Source organism: Cellulosimicrobium sp. Marseille-Q4280, from assembly GCF_943181405.1.
Classification (GTDB): Bacteria; Actinomycetota; Actinomycetes; order Actinomycetales; family Cellulomonadaceae; genus Cellulosimicrobium.
Map to the genome: position 1 here is coordinate 449,023 of NZ_CALPBY010000001.1, position 18,620 is coordinate 467,642.

At 75.8% G+C, this 18,620-nt stretch carries 16 protein-coding genes; 12 read left to right on the forward strand and 4 right to left on the reverse strand.

The annotated features are described in order from the left end of the window. The first annotated feature begins 53 nt into the window (after nucleotides 1-53). The 5 genes from NFS20_RS02020 to dtd all read left to right on the forward strand — a co-directional run bounded on the left by NFS20_RS02020 (nucleotide 54) and on the right by dtd (nucleotide 2,681). Nucleotides 54-365, forward strand: a complete 312-nt coding sequence (locus tag NFS20_RS02020; RefSeq protein WP_251150071.1) for a type II toxin-antitoxin system Phd/YefM family antitoxin — start codon at nucleotides 54-56, stop codon at nucleotides 363-365. 5 nt (nucleotides 366-370) lie between these two features. Then, a complete protein-coding gene (locus NFS20_RS02025; RefSeq protein WP_251150072.1) occupies nucleotides 371-790 on the forward strand; it encodes a type II toxin-antitoxin system VapC family toxin in 420 nt (139 codons plus the stop codon). Between the two features lie 72 nt (nucleotides 791-862). Further along, nucleotides 863-1,204, forward strand: coding sequence for a DUF2516 family protein (locus NFS20_RS02030; RefSeq protein ID WP_251150073.1), 342 nt, complete (start codon nucleotides 863-865; stop codon nucleotides 1,202-1,204). 5 nt (nucleotides 1,205-1,209) lie between these two features. Continuing rightward, nucleotides 1,210-2,235 carry an asparaginase gene (locus tag NFS20_RS02035; protein WP_251150074.1) on the forward strand — a complete coding sequence of 342 codons (1,026 nt, stop codon included), beginning with the start codon at nucleotides 1,210-1,212 and terminating at the stop codon, nucleotides 2,233-2,235. Continuing rightward, nucleotides 2,232-2,681, forward strand: a complete 450-nt coding sequence (dtd, locus tag NFS20_RS02040) for a D-aminoacyl-tRNA deacylase (RefSeq protein ID WP_251150075.1) — start codon at nucleotides 2,232-2,234, stop codon at nucleotides 2,679-2,681. Before NFS20_RS02035 ends, dtd begins: the two co-directional genes overlap by 4 nt. Nucleotides 2,682-2,687: 6 nt before the next feature. Here the strand turns inward: dtd and NFS20_RS02045 are convergent, their stop codons facing one another. Together NFS20_RS02045 and NFS20_RS02050 are read right to left on the reverse strand one after the other, a co-directional pair. Next, nucleotides 2,688-3,689, reverse strand: coding sequence for a CorA family divalent cation transporter (locus tag NFS20_RS02045; protein WP_251150076.1), 1,002 nt, complete (start codon nucleotides 3,687-3,689; stop codon nucleotides 2,688-2,690). Then, nucleotides 3,686-3,862, reverse strand: coding sequence for a hypothetical protein (locus tag NFS20_RS02050; RefSeq protein ID WP_251150077.1), 177 nt, complete (start codon nucleotides 3,860-3,862; stop codon nucleotides 3,686-3,688). The genes NFS20_RS02045 and NFS20_RS02050 overlap by 4 nt, the downstream gene beginning before the upstream one ends. Nucleotides 3,863-4,370: 508 nt before the next feature. Between NFS20_RS02050 and NFS20_RS02055 the strand changes: the two genes are divergently transcribed. From NFS20_RS02055 to NFS20_RS02065, 3 genes are all read left to right on the forward strand, one after another. Continuing rightward, nucleotides 4,371-7,469: a helix-turn-helix transcriptional regulator gene (locus NFS20_RS02055; protein WP_251150078.1), complete on the forward strand. Its 3,099-nt coding sequence runs from the start codon at nucleotides 4,371-4,373 to the stop codon at nucleotides 7,467-7,469. Nucleotides 7,470-7,877: 408 nt separating this feature from the next. After that, nucleotides 7,878-9,773, forward strand: coding sequence for a glycosyl hydrolase family 18 protein (locus NFS20_RS02060; protein ID WP_251150079.1), 1,896 nt, complete (start codon nucleotides 7,878-7,880; stop codon nucleotides 9,771-9,773). 177 nt (nucleotides 9,774-9,950) lie between these two features. Then, nucleotides 9,951-10,703, forward strand: a complete 753-nt coding sequence (locus NFS20_RS02065; RefSeq protein ID WP_251150080.1) for a hypothetical protein — start codon at nucleotides 9,951-9,953, stop codon at nucleotides 10,701-10,703. Between the two features lie 90 nt (nucleotides 10,704-10,793). On the opposite strand, the gene NFS20_RS02070 is transcribed toward NFS20_RS02065, so the two are convergent. Then, nucleotides 10,794-11,480, reverse strand: coding sequence for a peptidase (locus tag NFS20_RS02070; RefSeq protein ID WP_251150081.1), 687 nt, complete (start codon nucleotides 11,478-11,480; stop codon nucleotides 10,794-10,796). A 314-nt stretch (nucleotides 11,481-11,794) separates the two neighbouring features. Further along, nucleotides 11,795-13,642 carry a DUF4012 domain-containing protein gene (locus tag NFS20_RS02075; protein ID WP_251150082.1) on the reverse strand — a complete coding sequence of 616 codons (1,848 nt, stop codon included), beginning with the start codon at nucleotides 13,640-13,642 and terminating at the stop codon, nucleotides 11,795-11,797. A 224-nt stretch (nucleotides 13,643-13,866) separates the two neighbouring features. Here NFS20_RS02075 and NFS20_RS02080 point away from each other — a divergent pair, with 224 nt between their 5' ends. From NFS20_RS02080 to NFS20_RS02095, 4 genes are all read left to right on the forward strand, one after another. Beyond that, nucleotides 13,867-14,481, forward strand: a complete 615-nt coding sequence (locus NFS20_RS02080; protein WP_353050402.1) for a sigma-70 family RNA polymerase sigma factor — start codon at nucleotides 13,867-13,869, stop codon at nucleotides 14,479-14,481. A 64-nt stretch (nucleotides 14,482-14,545) separates the two neighbouring features. Further along, nucleotides 14,546-16,096 (forward strand): hypothetical protein, encoded by a 1,551-nt coding sequence (locus tag NFS20_RS02085; RefSeq protein ID WP_251150083.1) that lies wholly within the window; start codon nucleotides 14,546-14,548, stop codon nucleotides 16,094-16,096. A 312-nt stretch (nucleotides 16,097-16,408) separates the two neighbouring features. Beyond that, nucleotides 16,409-17,659, forward strand: a complete 1,251-nt coding sequence (locus NFS20_RS02090) for an inositol-3-phosphate synthase (RefSeq protein ID WP_251150084.1) — start codon at nucleotides 16,409-16,411, stop codon at nucleotides 17,657-17,659. After that, the gene (locus tag NFS20_RS02095) at nucleotides 17,656-18,594 is read left to right on the forward strand and encodes an SCO3242 family prenyltransferase (RefSeq protein ID WP_251150085.1); all 939 of its coding nucleotides are present in this window, start codon (nucleotides 17,656-17,658) and stop codon (nucleotides 18,592-18,594) included. Before NFS20_RS02090 ends, NFS20_RS02095 begins: the two co-directional genes overlap by 4 nt. Nucleotides 18,595-18,620 lie beyond the last annotated feature (26 nt).

An 18,620-nucleotide genomic window follows, 5' to 3' on the forward strand; every position in this document is an offset into this window, starting at 1 on the left:
ACCGGACGATCTTCACCCTGCACCGGGTGCCTCGCGGACGGTACGGTCGGGGGATGGAGGTCCCCGTCAGCGCGCTGCGCGCCGAGCTCAAGTCGTGGATCGAGCGGGCCCGGTCGGGGGAGGAGATCGTCGTCACGGAGCGTGGCGTCCCGGTGGCGCGGCTCACGGGCGTCGCCACGGCGGACCTCGTGACCGAGCTGACGCGCGACGGCGTCCTCAGCCCGCCGTCGACGGAGCGTCCGGTGCACGCCGTGACCGCGCCCGACGACGTGCCGTCGGCCCGGCCGGTCGGAGCGCCGGCCGCAGCGGCGCGGGGCACACGTCCGACCGGCGTCGCGGCGCTCGTGCGGCGCATCAGGCGCTGACCGCCGTGGCCCTCGTCTACTTCGACGCGAGCGCGCTCGTGAAGCTCTGCGTGCCCGAGCCGGGCTCGGTCCTCGCGAGCCGTCTGTGGAACCGTGCGGACGTCGTCGTGACCAGTCGGCTGACCGACACCGAGCTGCGCTCCGTGCTCGCTGCCGGCCTCCGGGCCGGCGCGCTCGGGGCGGGCGGCCACGCGGACGCGCTGGGCACCTGGGAGTCGCTGTGGCCCGCGCTGCACGTCGTCGAGGTCTCGAGCGACGTCGCGGCCCGCGCCGCGTCGCTGGTCGGGAACGCCTCGCTGCGCACCCACGACGCCGTGCACGTCGCGAGCGCCCTCACCGTCGCGCACGACGACGCGCTCGTGGCGGCCTGGGACCCGTTCGTGGCCTCCGCGGCGCGGGGCCAAGGACTGCGCGTCGTGCCGTGAGCAGTCACGTGAGCAGCCGCATGGGCCGGCGCACGGTGCCGCTGCGGCCGACCAGACCGTAGGCTCGTCGTCGTGACCGGAATCGTCGGATCCCTCCAGTGGATCGTCTACCTGCTCCTCACCCTCCTGGTGTTCGGGGTCCAGCTGTTCGCCCTGATCGACGCGGTGCGGCGGCCCGCGAGCGCCTTCACCGCCGAGGGCAAGCTGACGAAGCCGATCTGGCTCGCGATCCTCGGCGTCGCCGCGCTCCTCGGCTTCCTCTCGCTGCCGTTCGGCGGTCCGAACCTCGGGTTCTTCGGGCTCATCGCCGTCGTCGCGGCGATCGTGTACCTCGTCGACGTGCGCCCCCGTCTGCAGCCGTACGGCAACGGCCGCCGCGGTGGGCAGGGTGGCGGGCGCCCGAACGGGTGGTGACGGGCGTGCCGGGGACCGTGACGAGCACGGCGGACGTGGCGCGCGGCGCGGTGCCGCTCGCGGAGGTCGTGCGCGGTGACCTCGTGGAGTCCGTGCACCTGGGGCACCTCGTGCTGCTCGGCGGCGCGCACGACGCCGAGCCGGACCTCGTGCTCGGCGACGCGGACGCCGTGATCTGGCCGCGGTCGAGCGTCAAGCCGTTCCAGGCCGTCGCGATGCTGCGCCACGGGCTCGCGCTGCCGCCGCGCCTCCTCGCGCTCGCGGCGGCGAGCCACGACGGCGAGCCGGAGCACGTCGCGGGCGTGCGCGAGATCCTCGCCGGCGTCGGTCTCGACGAGTCGGCCCTGCGCAACACCCCTGACATGCCGCTGCACGCGCCCGCGGCGTTCGCGTGGCAGGTCGAGCACGGCGGGCCGTCGTCGGTGACGCAGAACTGCTCGGGCAAGCACGCGGCGATGCTCGCGACGTGCGTCGCGGCGGGCTGGGACACGCGGACGTACCTCGAGGCGGACCACCCGCTGCAGGTCGCGGTGCGCGAGGTCGTCGGCGAGCTGACCGGCGTCCCGGTCGACCACGCGACCGTCGACGGCTGCGGCGCCCCGCTGTTCTCGACGACGGTGCGCGGCCTCGCGCGCGGGTTCGGACGGCTCGGCGGGGCTCCCGCGCACGAGCCGGGTTCGGCGGAGGCCGAGGTCGCGCGGGCCATGTCCGCGTTCCCCGAGATGGTCGCCGGACCGCACCGCGACGCGACGCGCGCGATGCGAGCCGTCCCGGGTCTCGTCGCGAAGGACGGCGCCGACGGCGTGTACGGGGCGGGGCTGCCCGACGGCCGCGCGCTCGCGTTCAAGGTGCTCGACGGCGCGGCGCGACCCCGGCCCGCGGTGCTCGCCGCGGCGCTGCGTCGTCTCGGTGCGCCGGCCGTGCCCGGTGCGGACGCCGCCGCGCTCGACGCGCTGGGTGACGTGACCGTGCTCGGCGGCGGCCGACCGTTCGGTGCCGTGCGCGCGGTCGGGATCGAGGAGTCGTCGTGAGGGCCGTGCTGCAGCGCGCGACGCGCGCGAGCGTCACCGTGGTGCGCGACGACGGGACGCGCGACGTCGTCGGGGCGATCGACCGGCCGGGGATCGTCGCGCTCGTCGGGGCCACCCACGACGACGGCCCCACGCAGGTCGAGACCGTGGCCCGCAAGATCGCCGACCTGCGCATCCTCGACGGCGAGCAGTCCGTGCTCGATACGGGCGCGCCGGTCCTCGTCGTCAGCCAGTTCACGCTCTACGCCGACGTGCGCAAGGGACGACGGCCGTCGTGGAACGGTGCCGCACCCGGCGACGTCGCGCGCCCGCTCGTCGACGCGGTCGTCGAGGCGCTGCGGGCGCGCGGCGTCGAGGTCGCGACGGGCGAGTTCGGCGCGCACATGGAGGTCGAGCTCGTCAACGACGGCCCGGTGACGATCCTCGTCGACACCGGGACGGCCTGACCGCCGTCACCGCAGCCAGCCCCGCCGCCTGATGTACGCGAGCGGGATGACCGCGGCGACGAGCGTGAGCAGCAGCGTCAGCGTGAACCCGTACGGCCGGTCGAGCTCGGGCATGTGCGTGAAGTTCATGCCGTAGAACGACGCGATGAGCGTGGGCGGCAGGAACACGGCCGTGATGATCGTGAACACCTTGACGATCTGCGCCTGCTTGACGTCGAGCGACGTCATGATCGCCTGCTGGAGGTAGCGCACCTTCTCGTGCTCGAACCCGGCGTGCTCCTTGACGCCCTCGACGTCGGCGACGAGCGTCTCGACGAGCCCCGCGAGCACCGGGTCGGAGTCCGCGATCTCGCTGCGCAGGTGGCGAACGGCCCGCGCGAGCGAGAGCTGCGACTCCTGGGCGCGCGAGACGATCTCCTCGGCGCGGTTCATGCGCGTGATGGTCTCCTGCATGTCGCGGACACCGATCTCGCGACCGCGCGCGTCGACGCCGCGCGTGGCCTCGTCGATCTCGTCCGACATCTCCTCGAGCACGTCGCTGGCGTGCGCGACGACGCGGTCGGCCGCCTCGTTGAGCGCGTAGAGGAGCGCGTACGCGACCCCGTACGCCGAGCCGACGAGCCACGGCGTGCGGCGCATGCGCGCGATCGCCTTGTCGAACACCGGGTAGTGGCGCACGGGCTGCGCGGTCGCGACGACGTCGGGGGAGAGGGCGAGCACGATCCGCTCGTGCAGGACCTCGCCGCCCTGGCGCCGGGTCGCGGCGACCGGGAGGTAGACGTGCACGTCGGTCTCCCACACGCGGTCGCCGGCCGTCGCGAAGTCGACGCCGTGATCCGCGGCGCGGGCGGTGGCGTCGGCGTCGCCGGCCGGGACCTGGATCCACCGGGTGCGCAGGACGGCCGGGTCGAACCGCGGGGGCGCGGCCGTGACCGCGGGGACGGTCGCGTCCGCGCGGCTCGTCGTGCCCGCGTGAAGGGGCGCGCGCTCGGGCAGCAGGGTCGTCACGAGGCACCTCCGGCGGTGACGTGCGCGAGCAGCAGCGCGACGACGATGAACAGGTAGAGGCCGACCGTGAAGGAGATCGACTGGCGCTCGAGGTCGGGCCCTCGGCGTGTGCGGTCGTCCGGGCGGTGACGTGCCGGCGTCGACCGGCTGCTCGTCGGGGTGCGCATGGTCATGGGTCGTCCTTCTCGACGGCGCGCGGGCGACCACCGACGTCGGGGGACGACGACGGGTGCCCGGCGGGGAGGGCGGGTGCGGGGCGCGCGGTGGCGGGCGCTCGGAGCGCACTGGCGGCCTCCCCGCGCGCACTCCGCAACGGGCGGGTGCCCGGGGCGGTGCCGTCGACGACCGGTCAGCGTGCCGGTCGAGGACCACGAGGGGTGAGCGCGCAGTGCGCGGATCTATGACTGCTGCCGTCCGGCACGGTGCTCACCTCGCTCTCGTGGCGGCGCCTCCGCCGTCGCGGGGCGCACCTCTGCCCGGTGCGCACGACGTGCGCGACGGGGGTGGGTCCGGGTCAGGGTAGACCGCCAGGTCGTCGCCGGCAAGGTCCTCCGCGCGGAGGGCGCTCCGCTGGCGTGCCCGTAACGCCCGGGAAACGATGGGATCGCCCGCTGTTTACGGAGGGTTGTTAACATTTCACCCGGTCGTCGGGCAACGGTGCCCTCGGACGGAAGGGCCGACATGTCGGACAACGCGCTGGACCTCGTGATCCCGGAGCCCGCCCGGAGCGCGGACGCCCGTGCCGCACGGCGGCTCGAGCGGCTGTCGTCGCGGGCCCAGGAGACCGAGCTCGCCCTCGCGGCGGTCGTCGAGGGCCGGGGTGCGTTCGTGTGGACGGCCGAGCCGGGGATGGGCGCGAGCGCGACCCTCGAGCTCGTGTGCGAGGCGGTGGTCGCCGCGACGGTGGCCCACCCGCCCGTGGTGCTGCACTGCCGACCACCCGCGGGCGTCTCGGTGCCCGGCGCGACGGTCGCCGCGCTCGTCTCCCAGGTCGTCCAGCTCTCCGGCCGCGCCGTGCCCGCGCGGCTCGAGCGCGCGCTCGACGCCACCGACCCGGCCTACGCCTGCCTCGCGGAGGTCGCCGCCGTCGCGCTCGCCGAGCTGTTCGTCGAGGCCTTCGAGGCGACGACCGTCGTGCTCGTGGCCGACGACCTGCACCTCCTCGACGAGCGCAGCCGCGCGGTGCTCGTCGCGCTCGTCGGGCACCGTCGCACGCCCGTCGTCCTCCTCGCGACCGCTGCCGACGGCGCGCTCGACGCGTCGGTGACGCCGTTCGAGCTCCGCAGGGTCCCGCCGCTCGCCGCGGCCGACGCGCTGCACCTCCTGCTCGTGGAACGGCGGCTCGCCGTCGCGCCGCACGTCGCCGCGCACCTCGCGCGGCGGCTCGTCGGCAACGCGGCCGCGATCGTCCAGACCGCCGACCGCCTCACGCCCGAACAGCTCGCCGGCGGCGCGATCCTTCCCGACCCCCTGCCGGTCGTCCCGGCCGTACGGCGCCTGCTCGGGGACCGGCTCGCGCTCCTCACGGCGGAGCAGCGGCACGCGCTCCTCGTGGCGGCCGTCGCGGTCGTCGACCGGACCGAGCTCCTGCTCGCCGCCGTCGGCCAGACGATGGACGAGGTGCTCGACGGGCCCCTCGCCGAGCACCTCGCGCTCGTCGGCGGCAGGTTCGCATTCGTCGACCCCCGGGTGCGCGCGCTCGTGCACGGTGACGCCCGCCTCGCGGAGCGCACAGCGGCGCACTCCGCCCTCGCCGACGCCCACCGCCGTGCAGGGGAGGGCGACGTCGCCGTCTGGCACGGCGCGCTCGCGACCCTCGCCGGAGATCCCGCGCTGGTCCCCGGCCTGCTGCGCATCGCGCGGCGGCACCTCGAGCGCGGCGACGTCGTGTGGGCGCACGAGGTCGCGCGCGAGGCGGCGAGCCAGGCGGACGGCGACCACCGCGCCGAGGCGTTCGCCGTGGCGGGGATCGCGGCGCTGAAGTCCGGGCACGTCCAGGACGCGGCGGACTGGCTCCGCAAGGCGTCGCGCAGCGGGGACGACGCCCTGCGCGGCCGGACCCTCGGCCCGCTCGTCGCCGCCCTCACGCTCGCCGAGGGCCAGGTGCCCGACGACGTCCTCACGCCCTACCTCCGCCCCGCGGGTCCGGAGGGGCCCGTGTCGGCGGCGCGCCCGGGGATCACGTGCGGCGTCGTCACCGCGGCGCGGCTGCACGCTGAGCGCGGTGACGGGGTGAGCGCGAGCCAGCTCCTCGACACGGCCGCCTACCTCTGCCCGTCCGGTGCGGACGCGGACCCGACGACGCTCGCCGAGCTCGCCCTCGGCCGGACCTGGGCCGCGACGTTCGGCGTGGGGGAGCGTCCCGCCCACGTTCCCGACGACGGCCTCGGACCCGACCACGAGGCGTACGTCCAGGTCTGCCGCGCCCTCGCCGTCGCCGCCGACGACCATCCGGACGTCGCCGCGCAGACGCTCGCGAGCGCCGTCGCGTCGCTCGCCCCCGTCCGGGACGAGGCGCGCTGGTTCGACGGGCCCGCGACCGCGCTCACGCCGCTCGCCGAGGCGCACGTGCGCCTCGCCCAGGTGCTCGTCGACGTGTGGCGCGGCAACCTCACGCGAGCAGCCGACGAGATCGCCGACGCCGCGTTCCGGCTCCCGCTCGGCCTGCCCTTCGCCGGGCTCGGCGTCGCCGTGGCGCGGCGCGTCGACATGATGACCGCCGGTGTCGTGGGCAGCGTGGCGACGGCGCTCGAGGAGACGTGCGCGAGCCCCACGGCGCGCCCCGTCCGGCTCGGGCTCCTGGTCGACCGCGCGATGGGGGCCGCGTTCGCGCACCACGTCACGCAGGCCGCGACGCTCCTCGAGCTCGCCGCCGAGCGGGAACGGCCCGACAGCGCGCGCATGCTGCCGCTGCCCGGGCTCGACGACGTCGAGGCGTGGGTCGTCGCCGGGCGCGTCGACGCGGCGCACCGCGCGCTCTCGAGACGTCGCGTCGACGTCAAGGAGCTGCCGCCGTCGTTGCGCGCAGCCTCCCTCGTGCGGGCCGAGCTCGCGCTCGCGGCGCCCGAGGAGCTCGCCCAGCCCGTCGAGCGCGCGACGCGCGTCAACCGGACGACGGCCTCGCCCTACGAGCACGCGCGGACCGACCTGTGCGCGGCGCGCGCCCTCGTCCGGGCCGGCGAGCTGTCGCGCGCCCACGGGCTGTTCCTCTCGGCCATCGAGCTCTTCGCCGAGTCGGGGGCCGACGCCTGGGCGAACGCGGCCCGGGACGAGCTCGTCGACGTCGTGCGCCACCTGGGCGGGCACCACGACGACGACGTCGTCGACCGGTCGCCGACGGAGGCTGCGGGTGGACCCACCGCCGGGGCCGGAGCGGCGGGTGCGGGTGCGGTTCCGGGTGCGGCTGCAGGTCCGGGTGCCGGCGGCGGTGCGGCCGTCGGGGGCCTCGGCGGGGCGGCGAGGACGTGGAACCGGCCGGGTGCGGCGGAGCCGGGCCCGCCCGTCGCGCGCGTGCCCGACCGCTGCCGTCTCGCCGCACGGGAGAGCGAGGTGTCCGACGACGCGCTCGCGGAGCTGCGCGTGCGGTGGGCGGACGAGCTCACGGAGCGCGAGCTCGACGTCGCGCTGCTCGTCGTGCAGGGCGGGTCGAACCGTGAGGCGGCCGACCAGCTCTTCCTGTCGGTCCGCACGGTGGAGGTGCACCTCGGCCGGGTGTTCCGCAAGCTCGGCGTCCGGTCGCGGGTCGAGCTCACGGTGCTCGCGCACCGCGTGGGTCGCTGATCCGCGCGGGTCGTCTCGTCTCGTCGTCGTGCACAGCGACGCCTCGTGGGCGCACCGCAGCGCGCCGAACCCCGGGTCGTGCGTCGATCGGTGGCCGGAACGGCCGGCAACCCGGGGTTCGGCGCGTTGACGGGGCCGGGCAACCCCGGGTTCGGCGCGTTGGACGGGGGAAGTCCTCGCGGAGACGAGGGGCGCGCAATCAGCAGGCGATGGCGCCGGTTCGTCGGTTTTCGAGGTGTTCTGTCCTACGGGTTCTCCCCTACAGCGCGCGTAAGTTCAGATCGTGAACAATGTGGAGAGCGCGGATGTCCGGCGGACGGGTGCGCGCCTACGTTCGTGACGACCCCGGTGACGACGCCGGCCGCGGAGGCCGGGTCGTCGCCCACGACACCACGTGAGGCAGGACCCATGGACGTGTTCACCCGAACCAGGCGGACGGGACGCCGACGCGGCGGCCCCGCCGTCGCGCTCGCCGCGACCGTCGCCCTCGTCGCCGGACTGGTCGGCGGCGCCGCACCCGCCGGTGCCGTTCCCGCCGCCGAGACCGCCCCCGTCACCCGTCCCGGCGACAGCGACGTCAACGGCTACCGGAACGTCGGCTACTTCACGCAGTGGGGCGTGTACGGCCGCGGCTTCCCGCTCAAGAAGGTGCAGGACTCCGGGGCCGCGGCGGACCTGACGCACATCAACTACTCGTTCGGCAACATCCACCACCAGGACCTGACCTGCTTCATCGCGAACAAGGCCCAGGGCACCGGCCCGAACGGGTCCGACGGCGCGGGGGACGCGTGGGCCGACTTCGGCATGGGCTACACCGCGGCGAGCTCCGTCGCCGGGGTCGCCGACGCCTGGGACCAGCCGCTCGCGGGCTCGTTCAACCAGCTCAAGCAGCTCAAGGCCAAGAACCCCCACCTGCGCCCGATGATCTCCCTGGGCGGCTGGACGTGGTCGAAGAACTTCTCGAAGGCCGCGGCGACCGACGCGTCCCGCACGAAGCTCGTGTCGTCCTGCATCGACCTCTACATCAAGGGCAACCTGCCCGTGATCGACGGCCGCGGCGGTCCCGGCGCGGCGGCCGGTGTGTTCGACGGCATCGACATCGACTGGGAGTGGCCCGGCTCGCTCAACGGCGAGGTCGGCAACCACGTCGACGTCGTGAACGACGCGCGCAACTTCAAGCTCCTGCTCCAGGAGTTCCGCACCCAGCTCGACGCGTACGGCGCGCAGACGGGCAAGCACTACCTGCTGTCCGCGTTCCTGCCGGCGAACCCCGACGACATCGCCGCGGGCGGCTGGAACGACCCCGAGATCTTCGAGTACCTCGACTACGGCAACGTCCAGGGCTACGACCTGCACGGCGCGTGGGACCCGGCGCTCGCCGGGCACCAGGGGAACCTCTACGACGACCCGGCCGACCCGCGTGCGGCGAACCGGCAGTTCAGCGTCGACAAGGCCGTGGACGAGTACCTGCGCACCGGGATCGACCCGTCCCAGCTCGGCGTCGGGCTCGCGATGTACGGCCGAGGCTGGAAGGGCGTCGGCTCGGCCGAGCCCTGGTCCGCCGCGACCGGCGCGGCCCCCGGCACGTGGGAGGCCGGCAACGAGGACTACGACAAGCTCCGGACCCGTGGCCAGGATTACTACGACGCGGAGACCGTCTCGGCCTGGCGGTACGACGGGGACCAGTGGTGGAGCTACGACAACCCCCGGTCGGTCGCCGCGAAGGCGGAGTACGTCGCCGACCAGGGCCTCGGCGGCGGGATGTGGTGGGACCTGTCGGGCAACCACGACGGCTCGCTCCTCGGCGGCTTCACCGACGCCCTGCGCGCCGCGCCGGCCGGCCCCGTCGACGGGACCGACGGACCGACGGACCCCACCGACCCGACGGACCCGACGGACCCGACGGACCCCACCGAGCCGGGTGACGGGTGCCTGCCCGCCTGGTCCGCCGCGGCGGTCTACACGGGCGGCGCCACGGCGTCGTACCAGGGGACGAACTACCGCGCGAAGTGGTGGACCCAGGGCGAGACACCGACCGCGGGCGGACCGTGGGAGGCCACGGGCCCGTGCGGCGACGACCCGACCGACCCGACCGACCCGACGGACCCGACCGACCCGACGGACCCGACCGACCCGACCGACCCGGGCGAGTGCACCGCGGCCGCCTGGTCCGCGTCCGCCGTCTACACCGGCGGCGCGACGGTCTCCTACCAGGGCCAGAGCTACCGCGCGAAGTGGTGGACGCAGAACGACGTCCCCGGAGCGGAGCAGTACGGCCCCTGGGAGTCGCAGGGCGCCTGCTGAGCCGGCCCTGAGCGGCCGCGGGTACGGGGAAACCCGTACCCGCGGCCCTCGACCCGTGTGGATCTCCCCGATCTCGACGCCCCGCCGCGCTCGTCGGCGTGGACGGGCCGTCGAGGTCACCCCGCCGCCCTCCCCAGTGGGCTACGGGGTCGCTCCGATCGTGAAAGGCGAGTCACCGTGCACCTGCGTCGCGGCATCCTTCGTCCCCAGTCCGGCGGACGTCCCGCACACCCGAGGACGGAGGGGGCCGCGCCGCGGCCACCGCTGCCGGGTGCAGCGGCACGCTCCGGTCACGTCCTGGCGGTCGCGCTCGCCGTCGGCCTCCTCGCGTCGTGCACCGGGGCCCCGGGTGCGGGCAGCGGGCCCGACGGCGCACAGCCCACGGAGACGTCCGGCGAGGAGGCGTCCGACGCCGGCGGATCAGGCCCTGCCGGTGCGGGCGAGGACCACGCCGAGCACGGCGACCACGCCCAGCACGGCGGTCAGGTCGCCGTGGGGCCCCTCGTCCTGCCCGCCGCGGAGTACTGGTCCGTGATCCAGCCGGACGACGGCGTGACGCAGGTGCGTGCCGGGGGGTGCCCGGAGGGTGCCGTGTGCCCGAGCTTCGACATCCTCACCGGGCCCGCGCTCGACGGCGTCGACCCCGCCGCGGCGCACGTCCCCGACGGCGCGACCTGCCCCGGCGCAGACGCGCTCACGGCCCAGCCCGTCGCCGCGGCCGAGGAGTCGGAGGCGGTCGTGGGCGGCACACCCGCGACGCTGACCCGCTGGACGTTGTCGTGCGTCGACGGTTCCGGGACCGAGGTGCGCACCGCCGACCAGCTGCAGTGGTACGTCTCCGACGCTCCCGGCGGGCCGGTGCTCGTCGTCGACCGCTGGGCCTTCGAAGGTCTCGGGTCACGTCTCGCCGCCGGGTCCTGGCCCGCCTGAGGGCTCCTGCACGACGACGGGCTCCGCACCTCGCGAGGTGCGGAGCCCGTCGTCGTGGACCTGGGCCGTCCGGCTGACCGGACGAGTCGGTCAGCTCCTGCGCGTCCGGCGCGTCAGCAGCAGGATCGCCGCGCCGACGACCGCGAGACCGCCGGCGATCGCCGCGTACAGACCGACCGTCGCGCCGGTGTCCGCCAGGCCGGGCGCGTCGCTCGACGCGGACGTCACCGGGTTCGACACCTGCTGGGCGGGCGGCGGCGGGTCCTCCTCGCCGGGCGGGTTCGTCGCGCAGTTCGGCGACGACGGCGGGTAGTCCACCGTGACGACGGTCTCGGGGTTGACCTCGAAGAGCACCTCGACCGACGGGCGGACCCAGTCGAACTCGTCGCCCACGACCCACTCGCCGTCCTCCAGGCGCCAGCCGGGCCAGTCGGCACCACGGCCGTCAGGACCGACCACCGCGCCCGGCCAGATGACCCGACCGCTGAGCGGCAGCCCGGACTCGACGACGTCGTCGCCGGAGGGGTTCTGCCACGTGATGGTGACGGTGTCGTTCTCCGTGCCCGTGACGTCGACCGCGTAGTCGAGGTACGGCACGTCGCCGTCGCAGACGGGGGCGAGGACCGTGAGGTCGATCGTGGGCTCCGGCGGGACGTACGAGTCGTCGGTCGGGGTGGCGGCCTGGGCGGCCGGCGCGCTGAGCAGGCCGGCGATGCCGACGGCTGTGATGACGGCGAGCGTCCGGCTCGCGCGGCGGAGCCCTCTCGAGCTGCTCATGGCTTCCTCGTCTCGGTCTCAGGAGGTGCGGTGCTGGAAGGAGGGAGCCGGCGAGCAGCGGCGCTGATACCCGGCCACGGCTGCCCTGCCACCCCTCCCGGAAAGTCGGGCTGCGGCCACAGTATCGATGTCGGCGCTTCGAGTTGGACGATCGTCCGGGTGAAAAGAATGCCACCGGGGCATCGTTACCGGTCCGTGACGCGAATTCACCCTTCACGGCGGTGACGACGGCCGTCAGCCAACGATCGGGACGTCGGCACAGCGCTGCGCTCGGCGGCGGTCCTCGGCTCCGGTCGGAGACCGCGGGACCGTGGTCAGCCGCAGACCGGGACCTCGACCGTCTGCAGGCCGGGCGTGCGCGCCGTCGGGGTCGTCCACACGTCGAGGAGTCCGGGCGAGGGGTCGGGAGCGGCGTCGTCGGCAGGGGCCGACGTCGTGGCGAACGTGACCGTCGTGGTCTCGCCGGGCGCGAGGTCCACCATGACCGACACGGCGGCGCGGTCGCCGACGGTCCCGGGCTGGCCCGGCGCCGGCCGGTCGTCACGACGGACGTCGGTGGCGCTCTCGCCGCGCGGGGGGTAGAGCACGACGAACGTCCGGATGACGCCCGGGTCGACGCCGTAGATCCCGCCGCCGGTCACGTACCACGGCAGGCTCGTCGCGGCGTCTGCCGGCGCGGTCGAGGTCAGGTCGGCCGCGAACGTGTCGACGCGGCCGTCGGCCGTGCAGCGGCTCCCCGTGTGCCGGACGGCGGTGTCGAGGTAGTAGCCCATCTTCCCGCCGGTGCCGTCGTTGAGGAACACCCCGACGGAGCGCGCGGCACGGTCCGCGGTGTCGACGTCTCCGGCCACGACGGTGCCCGCGAGGCTCTCCTGCTCGTCGGCGTGGGCGGACCACAGCATCAGGCGGTGCTCGTCCGCGGCGCGACCGACGGCGTCGAGGGCCGTCGCAGGGTCCCCGCCGCCGCCGAGGAACGTGCCGATGACCGACGAGGCGACCGTCGCGAAGAACTCGTCGGTCGCCGGGCCGGGCTCGAGCTCCGCGTAGGCGTCCGAGAGCAGGGTGCGGACCACGGTCGTCGAGTCCACGGTCGTGCCCGCCACGTCGACGGGTCCCGTCGACTCGAGGAGATAGGACAGGGCGACGGGGTCGGTCGCGAGGACCCCGTCCACCTGCTCGCCCTGGGCCTGCGCCCACATCTCGGCGGAGAGCGCGGCCGCCGTCGGGAAGTCGGGCGTGAGCGTCGTGTCCTGGACGAAGCGCCCCACGCGGTCGGAGTAGAGCTGCTCGACACCCGGGTCGAGCGGCAGGACCGGCTCGTCGAACGGCGGCACGTCGCCGGTCGCCGCCTGTCGTTCGAGGACGACCCGGCCGTCGTCGACCGTGAGGACGGCGAGCGCCCCGGTGATGCCGCCGCCGGCGCGCAGCTCGGCGTTGCTGAGCGCGAGGACGAGGTAGCGGCGCGGGCCGTCGGCACCGAGCATCGCCGGTCCGAGCGTCGTGACGCGATCGGCGGTGCGCACGAGCGGGCGCAGCTCGTCGGTCGCGGCGACGAGCCGGTCGTACGGCTCCGCGACCTCCGCGTGCAGCGCCGCGCGGTCCACCTGCGCGTGGCGCGCGTCGATGTCGTCGAACGCGGCGGCCGCACGGGCCGTCAGCGGGGCCGCCGCCTCGAGCGGTGCGAGGTCGACCCTGCCGTCGGTGATCGTGACCGCGTCCCCGTCGACGACCGCGAGCACCTGGGACAGCGGGGGGAGGACGTCGGTGGCGAGGTCGTCGACCGTCGCCGCGGACGCCGAGTAGGCGCGCACGTCCTGCCCGACGACGGGGAGGTGGGCGGCGAGCGTCCAGAGGAACCCGTCGGTGCTCGCGCGCGCGGTCGCGGTGAGCGGCTGGACGTCGGCGAGGAGCGCGGACGCCGTCTCGACGTCCCCCGCGCGCAGCGCCTCCTCCGCGGCCGGGACCTCGGCCATCGCCTCCTCGAGGGCGTCGCGTGCGGTCAGGGCGTCACGGACGAGGAGCGCGGCTCCGACGAGGAGGAGGACGCCGAGCGCGACGAGCGACCAGCCCACCCAGAGTCCCCAGCGGCCGCGGCGGCGTCGCGGTCCCTCCGGCGCGGCCTGCTGGTGCTCCGCCCCGCCGGCGGCGTCGGTGGCGCTCATGGTGCTCAGCGTAGGGCGTCGACGGTGGCAGGATCGTGCCCGGAGCGGGTGAGGTACGGGTGATCCTGGGGCCGCTCCCGTCCCGGGCGGCGCCCGTCCCGCGGCCGGCCCAGGTGCTCGCGAAAGCCGACGACGCCGTCGTGCAAGGACCCGCCGGTCCGCGACACAGAGCGGTTGACGACAGCCGACGACAGCCCACGACAGCCGACGACACAGGAGCCGCCGTGACGACCGACGAGACGCCCGACGCGACGTCGGGTGCCGCGCGCGAGCACCTGCCGCACGACCCACCGCACCACGCACCGCACGACGCCGCGTGGTTCGCCGTGCTCTTCGGCGCGCACTCGGGCGCCCTGTACCGCTACTTCCGTCGCCGCCTGCCGACCGGTCAGGGCGCCGTCGGCCCCGACGCGGAGGACCTCGCCGCCGAGGTCCTCGCGACGGCGTGGCGTCGTCGCGAGGACGTGCCCGACGGCGCCGAGCTGCCCTGGTTGTACCGGACCGCCGGCTTCGTGCTGGCCAACCATCGGCGCAAGGCCCGGGCCGTCCCCGTCGCCGACGTGCCGGAGGAGTCGGACGCGGGTGCCGACGTCGAGCACGTCGTGGTGCAGGACGACGCGGTGCGGCGCGCGCTCGTCGCCCTGTCGCCGCGCGACCGGCGGATCCTGCTGCTCCACGCGTGGGAGGGGCTGACGGGCGACGAGCTGGCGGCCGTGCTCGGGGTGTCCCGCGGCGGGGCGGACGCCGCGCTGTCGCGCGCGCGGGCCCGGTTGCGCGCCGCGTGGGACGACGACGGGTCGGTCGCCGCGGCGCGTGCCCCGCAAGAGACCGGCGCCTGACGACACAAGCCCGGTGGACGACGCAACCGTCGGACCCGCGTCCTGCGCAGTACCTGGAGTCGACATGACCACGAACACCCCTGACGAGCCCACCGCGGCACCCGCTGACCGGACCGAGCGGGCCGGCGTCCCGGAGCCGGCGGACAGCACGGAGACGGTCCACGGCTCCGGTCCGGCCGGGACCGACGACGTCGTCCTGGACCGGCTGCGGGCCGCCGACCCGGCCGCCGGCGAGACGCCCGACCTCTCCGTGATCGAGGCGGCGGTCCGCGAGCGCGCTCCCGAGGCGTTCGCCGACACCCGCACCGGCACCGGCGACGCCGGTGCGGCGGCACCGGTCGTCGAGCTCCCGGTGGTGCCGGACGAGCTCGCCGCGCGCCGTCGTCGTGCGCCGCTGCTCGTGGCCGCGGCCGTCGCGGGCGTGCTCGTGGTCGGCGGGGGCGGTTACGCGCTCGGCGCCGGGACCGGTGCGGGGAGCGCGTCGGACGAGCAGGCCGCCAGCACGGCTCTCGCCCCGATCCAGCTCGGGTCGTCGGCGCAGGAGGAGTCGGCGGCGGCGTCCGACGCGGCGGGTGGCGGCGTCCAGAGCCAGCTCGAGGCCTCACGCGCGGCGACCGACATGGCCTACGGGGGGAGCTGGGGCGGGCGCACCGTTTTCCACCAGGACGGGCTGCCGACCGAGGGGGGTCGTGCCGACGCCTGGGCGTACGACGCGCAGGCCGTGTTCTCGGAGGAGACGGCACGCCGCGTCGCCGACGCCCTCGGGGTCGAGGGGGAGGTCCGCGAGGAGTACGGCGCGTACGCCGTCGGGTCGAGCGACTGGACGGGGCCGCAGGTCTCGCTCCAGCCCGACGGTCTCGCGAGCGTGTCGTTCAACGACCCGACGAAGGACCCGTGGGGCTGCGTCGTCGTGACGCCGATGCCCGCGGAGGAGGGCGGCTCCACCGACGGCGGCGACGGGACGTCGGCCGTCGACCCGGGGGCGTGCGTCGAGCAGGACCACGGCGCGCCGCCGAGCGGGGACGACGCGGTCGCGCAGCTGCGCGCCGTGCTCGGCGAGCTGGGCCTCGACGCCGGTGCGTTCGAGGTCGTCGCGGACGAGCAGCCCGCCGACCAGGGCGCCCCGCGGTCCACCACGGCGTCGGCGTACGAGGTCGTCGACGGTCGGCGCACGGGCGTCGCGTGGGGTGCGACGTTCTCCGGCGCGGGCATGTCGTCGCTCTACGGGTCGCTCGCCCCGCGCGTGGCGCTCGGCACGTACGACGTCGTGAGCCCCGCTGCGGCGGTCGAGCGGCTCGGCGACGCGCGGTTCTCCGGCGGGGGCCCGATCGCCTGGGCACGCGAGGACGTCGGGACGGCGGTCCCCGAGATCGGGGTCGCCCCCGAGGAGGCCGAGGTTCCCACGGTCCCGCCGACCGTCGCGGAGGGCAGCCGGTTTGCGTGGCCCGTGACCGACGTGACGATCACCGACGCGCGGCTCGGCGCGGCCGTCCAGCACCAGCCGGACGGCGCCGCGGTGCTCGTCCCGGCGTACGAGCTGACCGACGCCGGCGGGAGCACCTGGTCGGTGCTCGCCGTCGCGGACGAGCAGCTCGACTTCGCCGCCGCCCCCTGACCCGCCGCCCCCTTCTCCGCGCCGAACACGACCCGGCGGTCGTTCTGAGGCCCAGAACGACCGCCAGGTCGTGTTCGGCGGCGGACCGGGGCGGTCTCCGTCGCGGCTTTTGTCGTGCCCTGCGGCGAGTGCGAGCAGAACCGAACTGCTTTTGATTGACCACCGACAAAAGGGTGACTAGGGTCGCTGCAGGCCGTCGCCTCGGGCACACTCCCCGTGTGCTGCGGGCACCGGCCGGCGGTGGCAGTGAAGCCATCGTCGCGACACTTCGGTCCGCGCCCCGGCGCGTGCCCGACGGGAACGGGAGCAACGATGCACCACAACGCCTCTGGTCGGACCGGTCTGTGGCTCGTCGGGGCCCGCGGGTCGGTCGCGACGACCGCGACCCTCGGCCTCGCCGCGATCGTCGACGGCCGTGCCGCGCCCACCGGGTGCGTCACCGCGCAGGAGCCGTTCGCCTCCGCGCCGCTCCCCGCCTTCGCGGACCTCGTCGTCGGCGGTCACGACATCACCGACGTCTCCATGGCGAAGCACGCCGAGCTCCTCGTCGAGGCCGGCATGATCCCGCCCCGCCTGCTCGCCTCGACCCATGCCGCGCTGGAGCGGGCCGACGCCGAGGTGCGCCGGGGCTACGACGCCCGTCCGGGCGTCCTCGCGCAGGGGCCGCGCGAGTCCCAGCAGGCCGCGGCCGAGCGCCTCGCGGCCGACATCACCGACTTCCGCGAGCGCAACGGTCTCGCGCGCGTGGTCGTCGTCGACCTCGCGTCCACCGAACCGCTGCCCGAGCCCGCGCCGGAGTTCTCCGACCGCGCGCTGCTCGAGGCAGCCCTCGCCGACCCGGACCGCGCCGTCCTGCCGCCCAGCTCCGTCGTCGCGTACGCGGCGCTGCTCGCGGGCGCGCCCTACGCGGGCTTCACGCCGTCGGCGAGCATGGACCTGCCCGTCCTCGTCGAGATCGCGCGCGAGCGCGGCGTGCCCGTCGCGGGCCAGGACGGCAAGACCGGTCAGACCTGGCTGCGCACGATCCTGGCGCCCGCGTTCGCCGCGCGCGGCCTGCGGGTGCTCTCGTGGGCCGGTGCGAACCTGCTCGGCGGCGGCGACGGTGCGACCCTCGCCGACCCCGAGGCCGTCCGCAGCAAGCTCGCGTCGAAGACGCGCGGCCTCCAGGACCTCACGGGCAGCGAGGTCACCCCGCTGCACATCGACAACGTCCCCGACCTCGGCGACATCAAGGTCGCGTGGGACCACGTGCACGTCGAGGGCTTCCTCGGCTCGCGCCTCACGCTCCAGACGACGTGGTCCGCGTACGACTCGATGCTCGCCGCGCCGCTCGTGCTCGACCTCGCGCGCCTCCTCGCGCTCGCGGACGCCGCAGGGTGCGCCGGTCCGGTGCCCGAGCTCGGGTTCTTCTTCAAGGACCCGTGGGGCAGCGACGTGCACGACTTCGCGACGCAGACCGTCGCGCTCGCCGACTGGGTGCGCGACGCCGGTGCCCGCGTCGTCGGGAGGGCGGGGATGCACGGCTCGACGGGCGACGTCGTCGCGCCCGACGACCGGGCGTGACCGTGTCGACCAGCCTGCCGACCAGCCTGCCGACCAGCCCCACCCTGCGCGACCACCTCGACCTCGTCCGCGCCCCTGCCGTCCTGTCCGTCGTCGGCGACACGCTCGCCGGCGCGGCGGCCGCCGGGCACCGGACCACCCCTCGTCGCGCTCTGCTGCCGCTCGCGTCCGCGTGCCTGTACGCGGGCGGCATGGCGCTCAACGACTACTCCGACCGGCACCTCGACGCGCTCGAGCGGCCCGAGCGGCCCATCCCGTCGGGCCGTGTCACGCCGCGCCGTGCGCTCCAGGTGGCGACGGGACTCACCGCCGCGGGGATCGGGCTCGCCGCCGTCGGTGGCGGACGCCGCGCGCTCGCCGTCGCCGTGCCGCTCGCCGCGAGCGTGTGGACCTACGACACGGTCGCCAAGGACCGTCCCGTCGGCCCGGTCGTCATGGCGGCGTGCCGCGGCCTCGACGTCCTGCTCGGCGCGGGGGTCGGGCACCTGCGCGCGGCGCTGCCCGCCGCGACCGCGCTCGCCGCGCACACCGCGGGCGTCACCGTGCTCTCGCGCGGCGAGGTCCACGGCACGACGACGCCCGTCGCCGCGGCCGTCGGGGGCGGCACGCTCGCCGTGGCCGCGGCGGTCACCGCGGGCGCGCTGCGCGGCGACGCGCTCGGGCGCACCGCGCGCGTCGCGGCGGTCGCCGCCGCCGGGGCGTACGTCGCGACGTGCCTTCCGCGCCAGACGGACGCCGCACTGACGCCGTCCGCGGCCAACGCGTTCGCCGCGACCAAGGCGGGCATCCGCGCGATGGTGCCGCTCCAGGCGGCCTGGGCCGCCCGCGGCGGCGGCCTCGCGTCCGTCGGGGTGCTCGCCGCCGTGGAGGTCGCCGGCCGGCTGCTCCGGCGTGCGGGACGGCGTCCCGGCCGTGCCGAGATGAGCGAGACGTGAGCGCCGGGGACGAGCCGGGCAGCGGC

Bases quoted from the DNA above. Each gene is read 5' to 3' on its own strand.
- NFS20_RS02085 (WP_251150083.1), top strand. From the start codon at position 14,546: ATGACCACGAACACCCCTGACGAGCCCACCGCGGCACCCGCTGACCGG.
- NFS20_RS02070 (WP_251150081.1), bottom strand. From the start codon at position 11,480: ATGAGCAGCTCGAGAGGGCTCCGCCGCGCGAGCCGGACGCTCGCCGTC.
- NFS20_RS02055 (WP_251150078.1), top strand. From the start codon at position 4,371: ATGTCGGACAACGCGCTGGACCTCGTGATCCCGGAGCCCGCCCGGAGC.
- NFS20_RS02090 (WP_251150084.1), top strand. From the start codon at position 16,409: ATGCACCACAACGCCTCTGGTCGGACCGGTCTGTGGCTCGTCGGGGCC.
- NFS20_RS02020 (WP_251150071.1), top strand. From the start codon at position 54: ATGGAGGTCCCCGTCAGCGCGCTGCGCGCCGAGCTCAAGTCGTGGATC.
- NFS20_RS02075 (WP_251150082.1), bottom strand. From the start codon at position 13,642: ATGAGCGCCACCGACGCCGCCGGCGGGGCGGAGCACCAGCAGGCCGCG.
- NFS20_RS02050 (WP_251150077.1), bottom strand. From the start codon at position 3,862: ATGACCATGCGCACCCCGACGAGCAGCCGGTCGACGCCGGCACGTCAC.
- NFS20_RS02060 (WP_251150079.1), top strand. From the start codon at position 7,878: ATGGACGTGTTCACCCGAACCAGGCGGACGGGACGCCGACGCGGCGGC.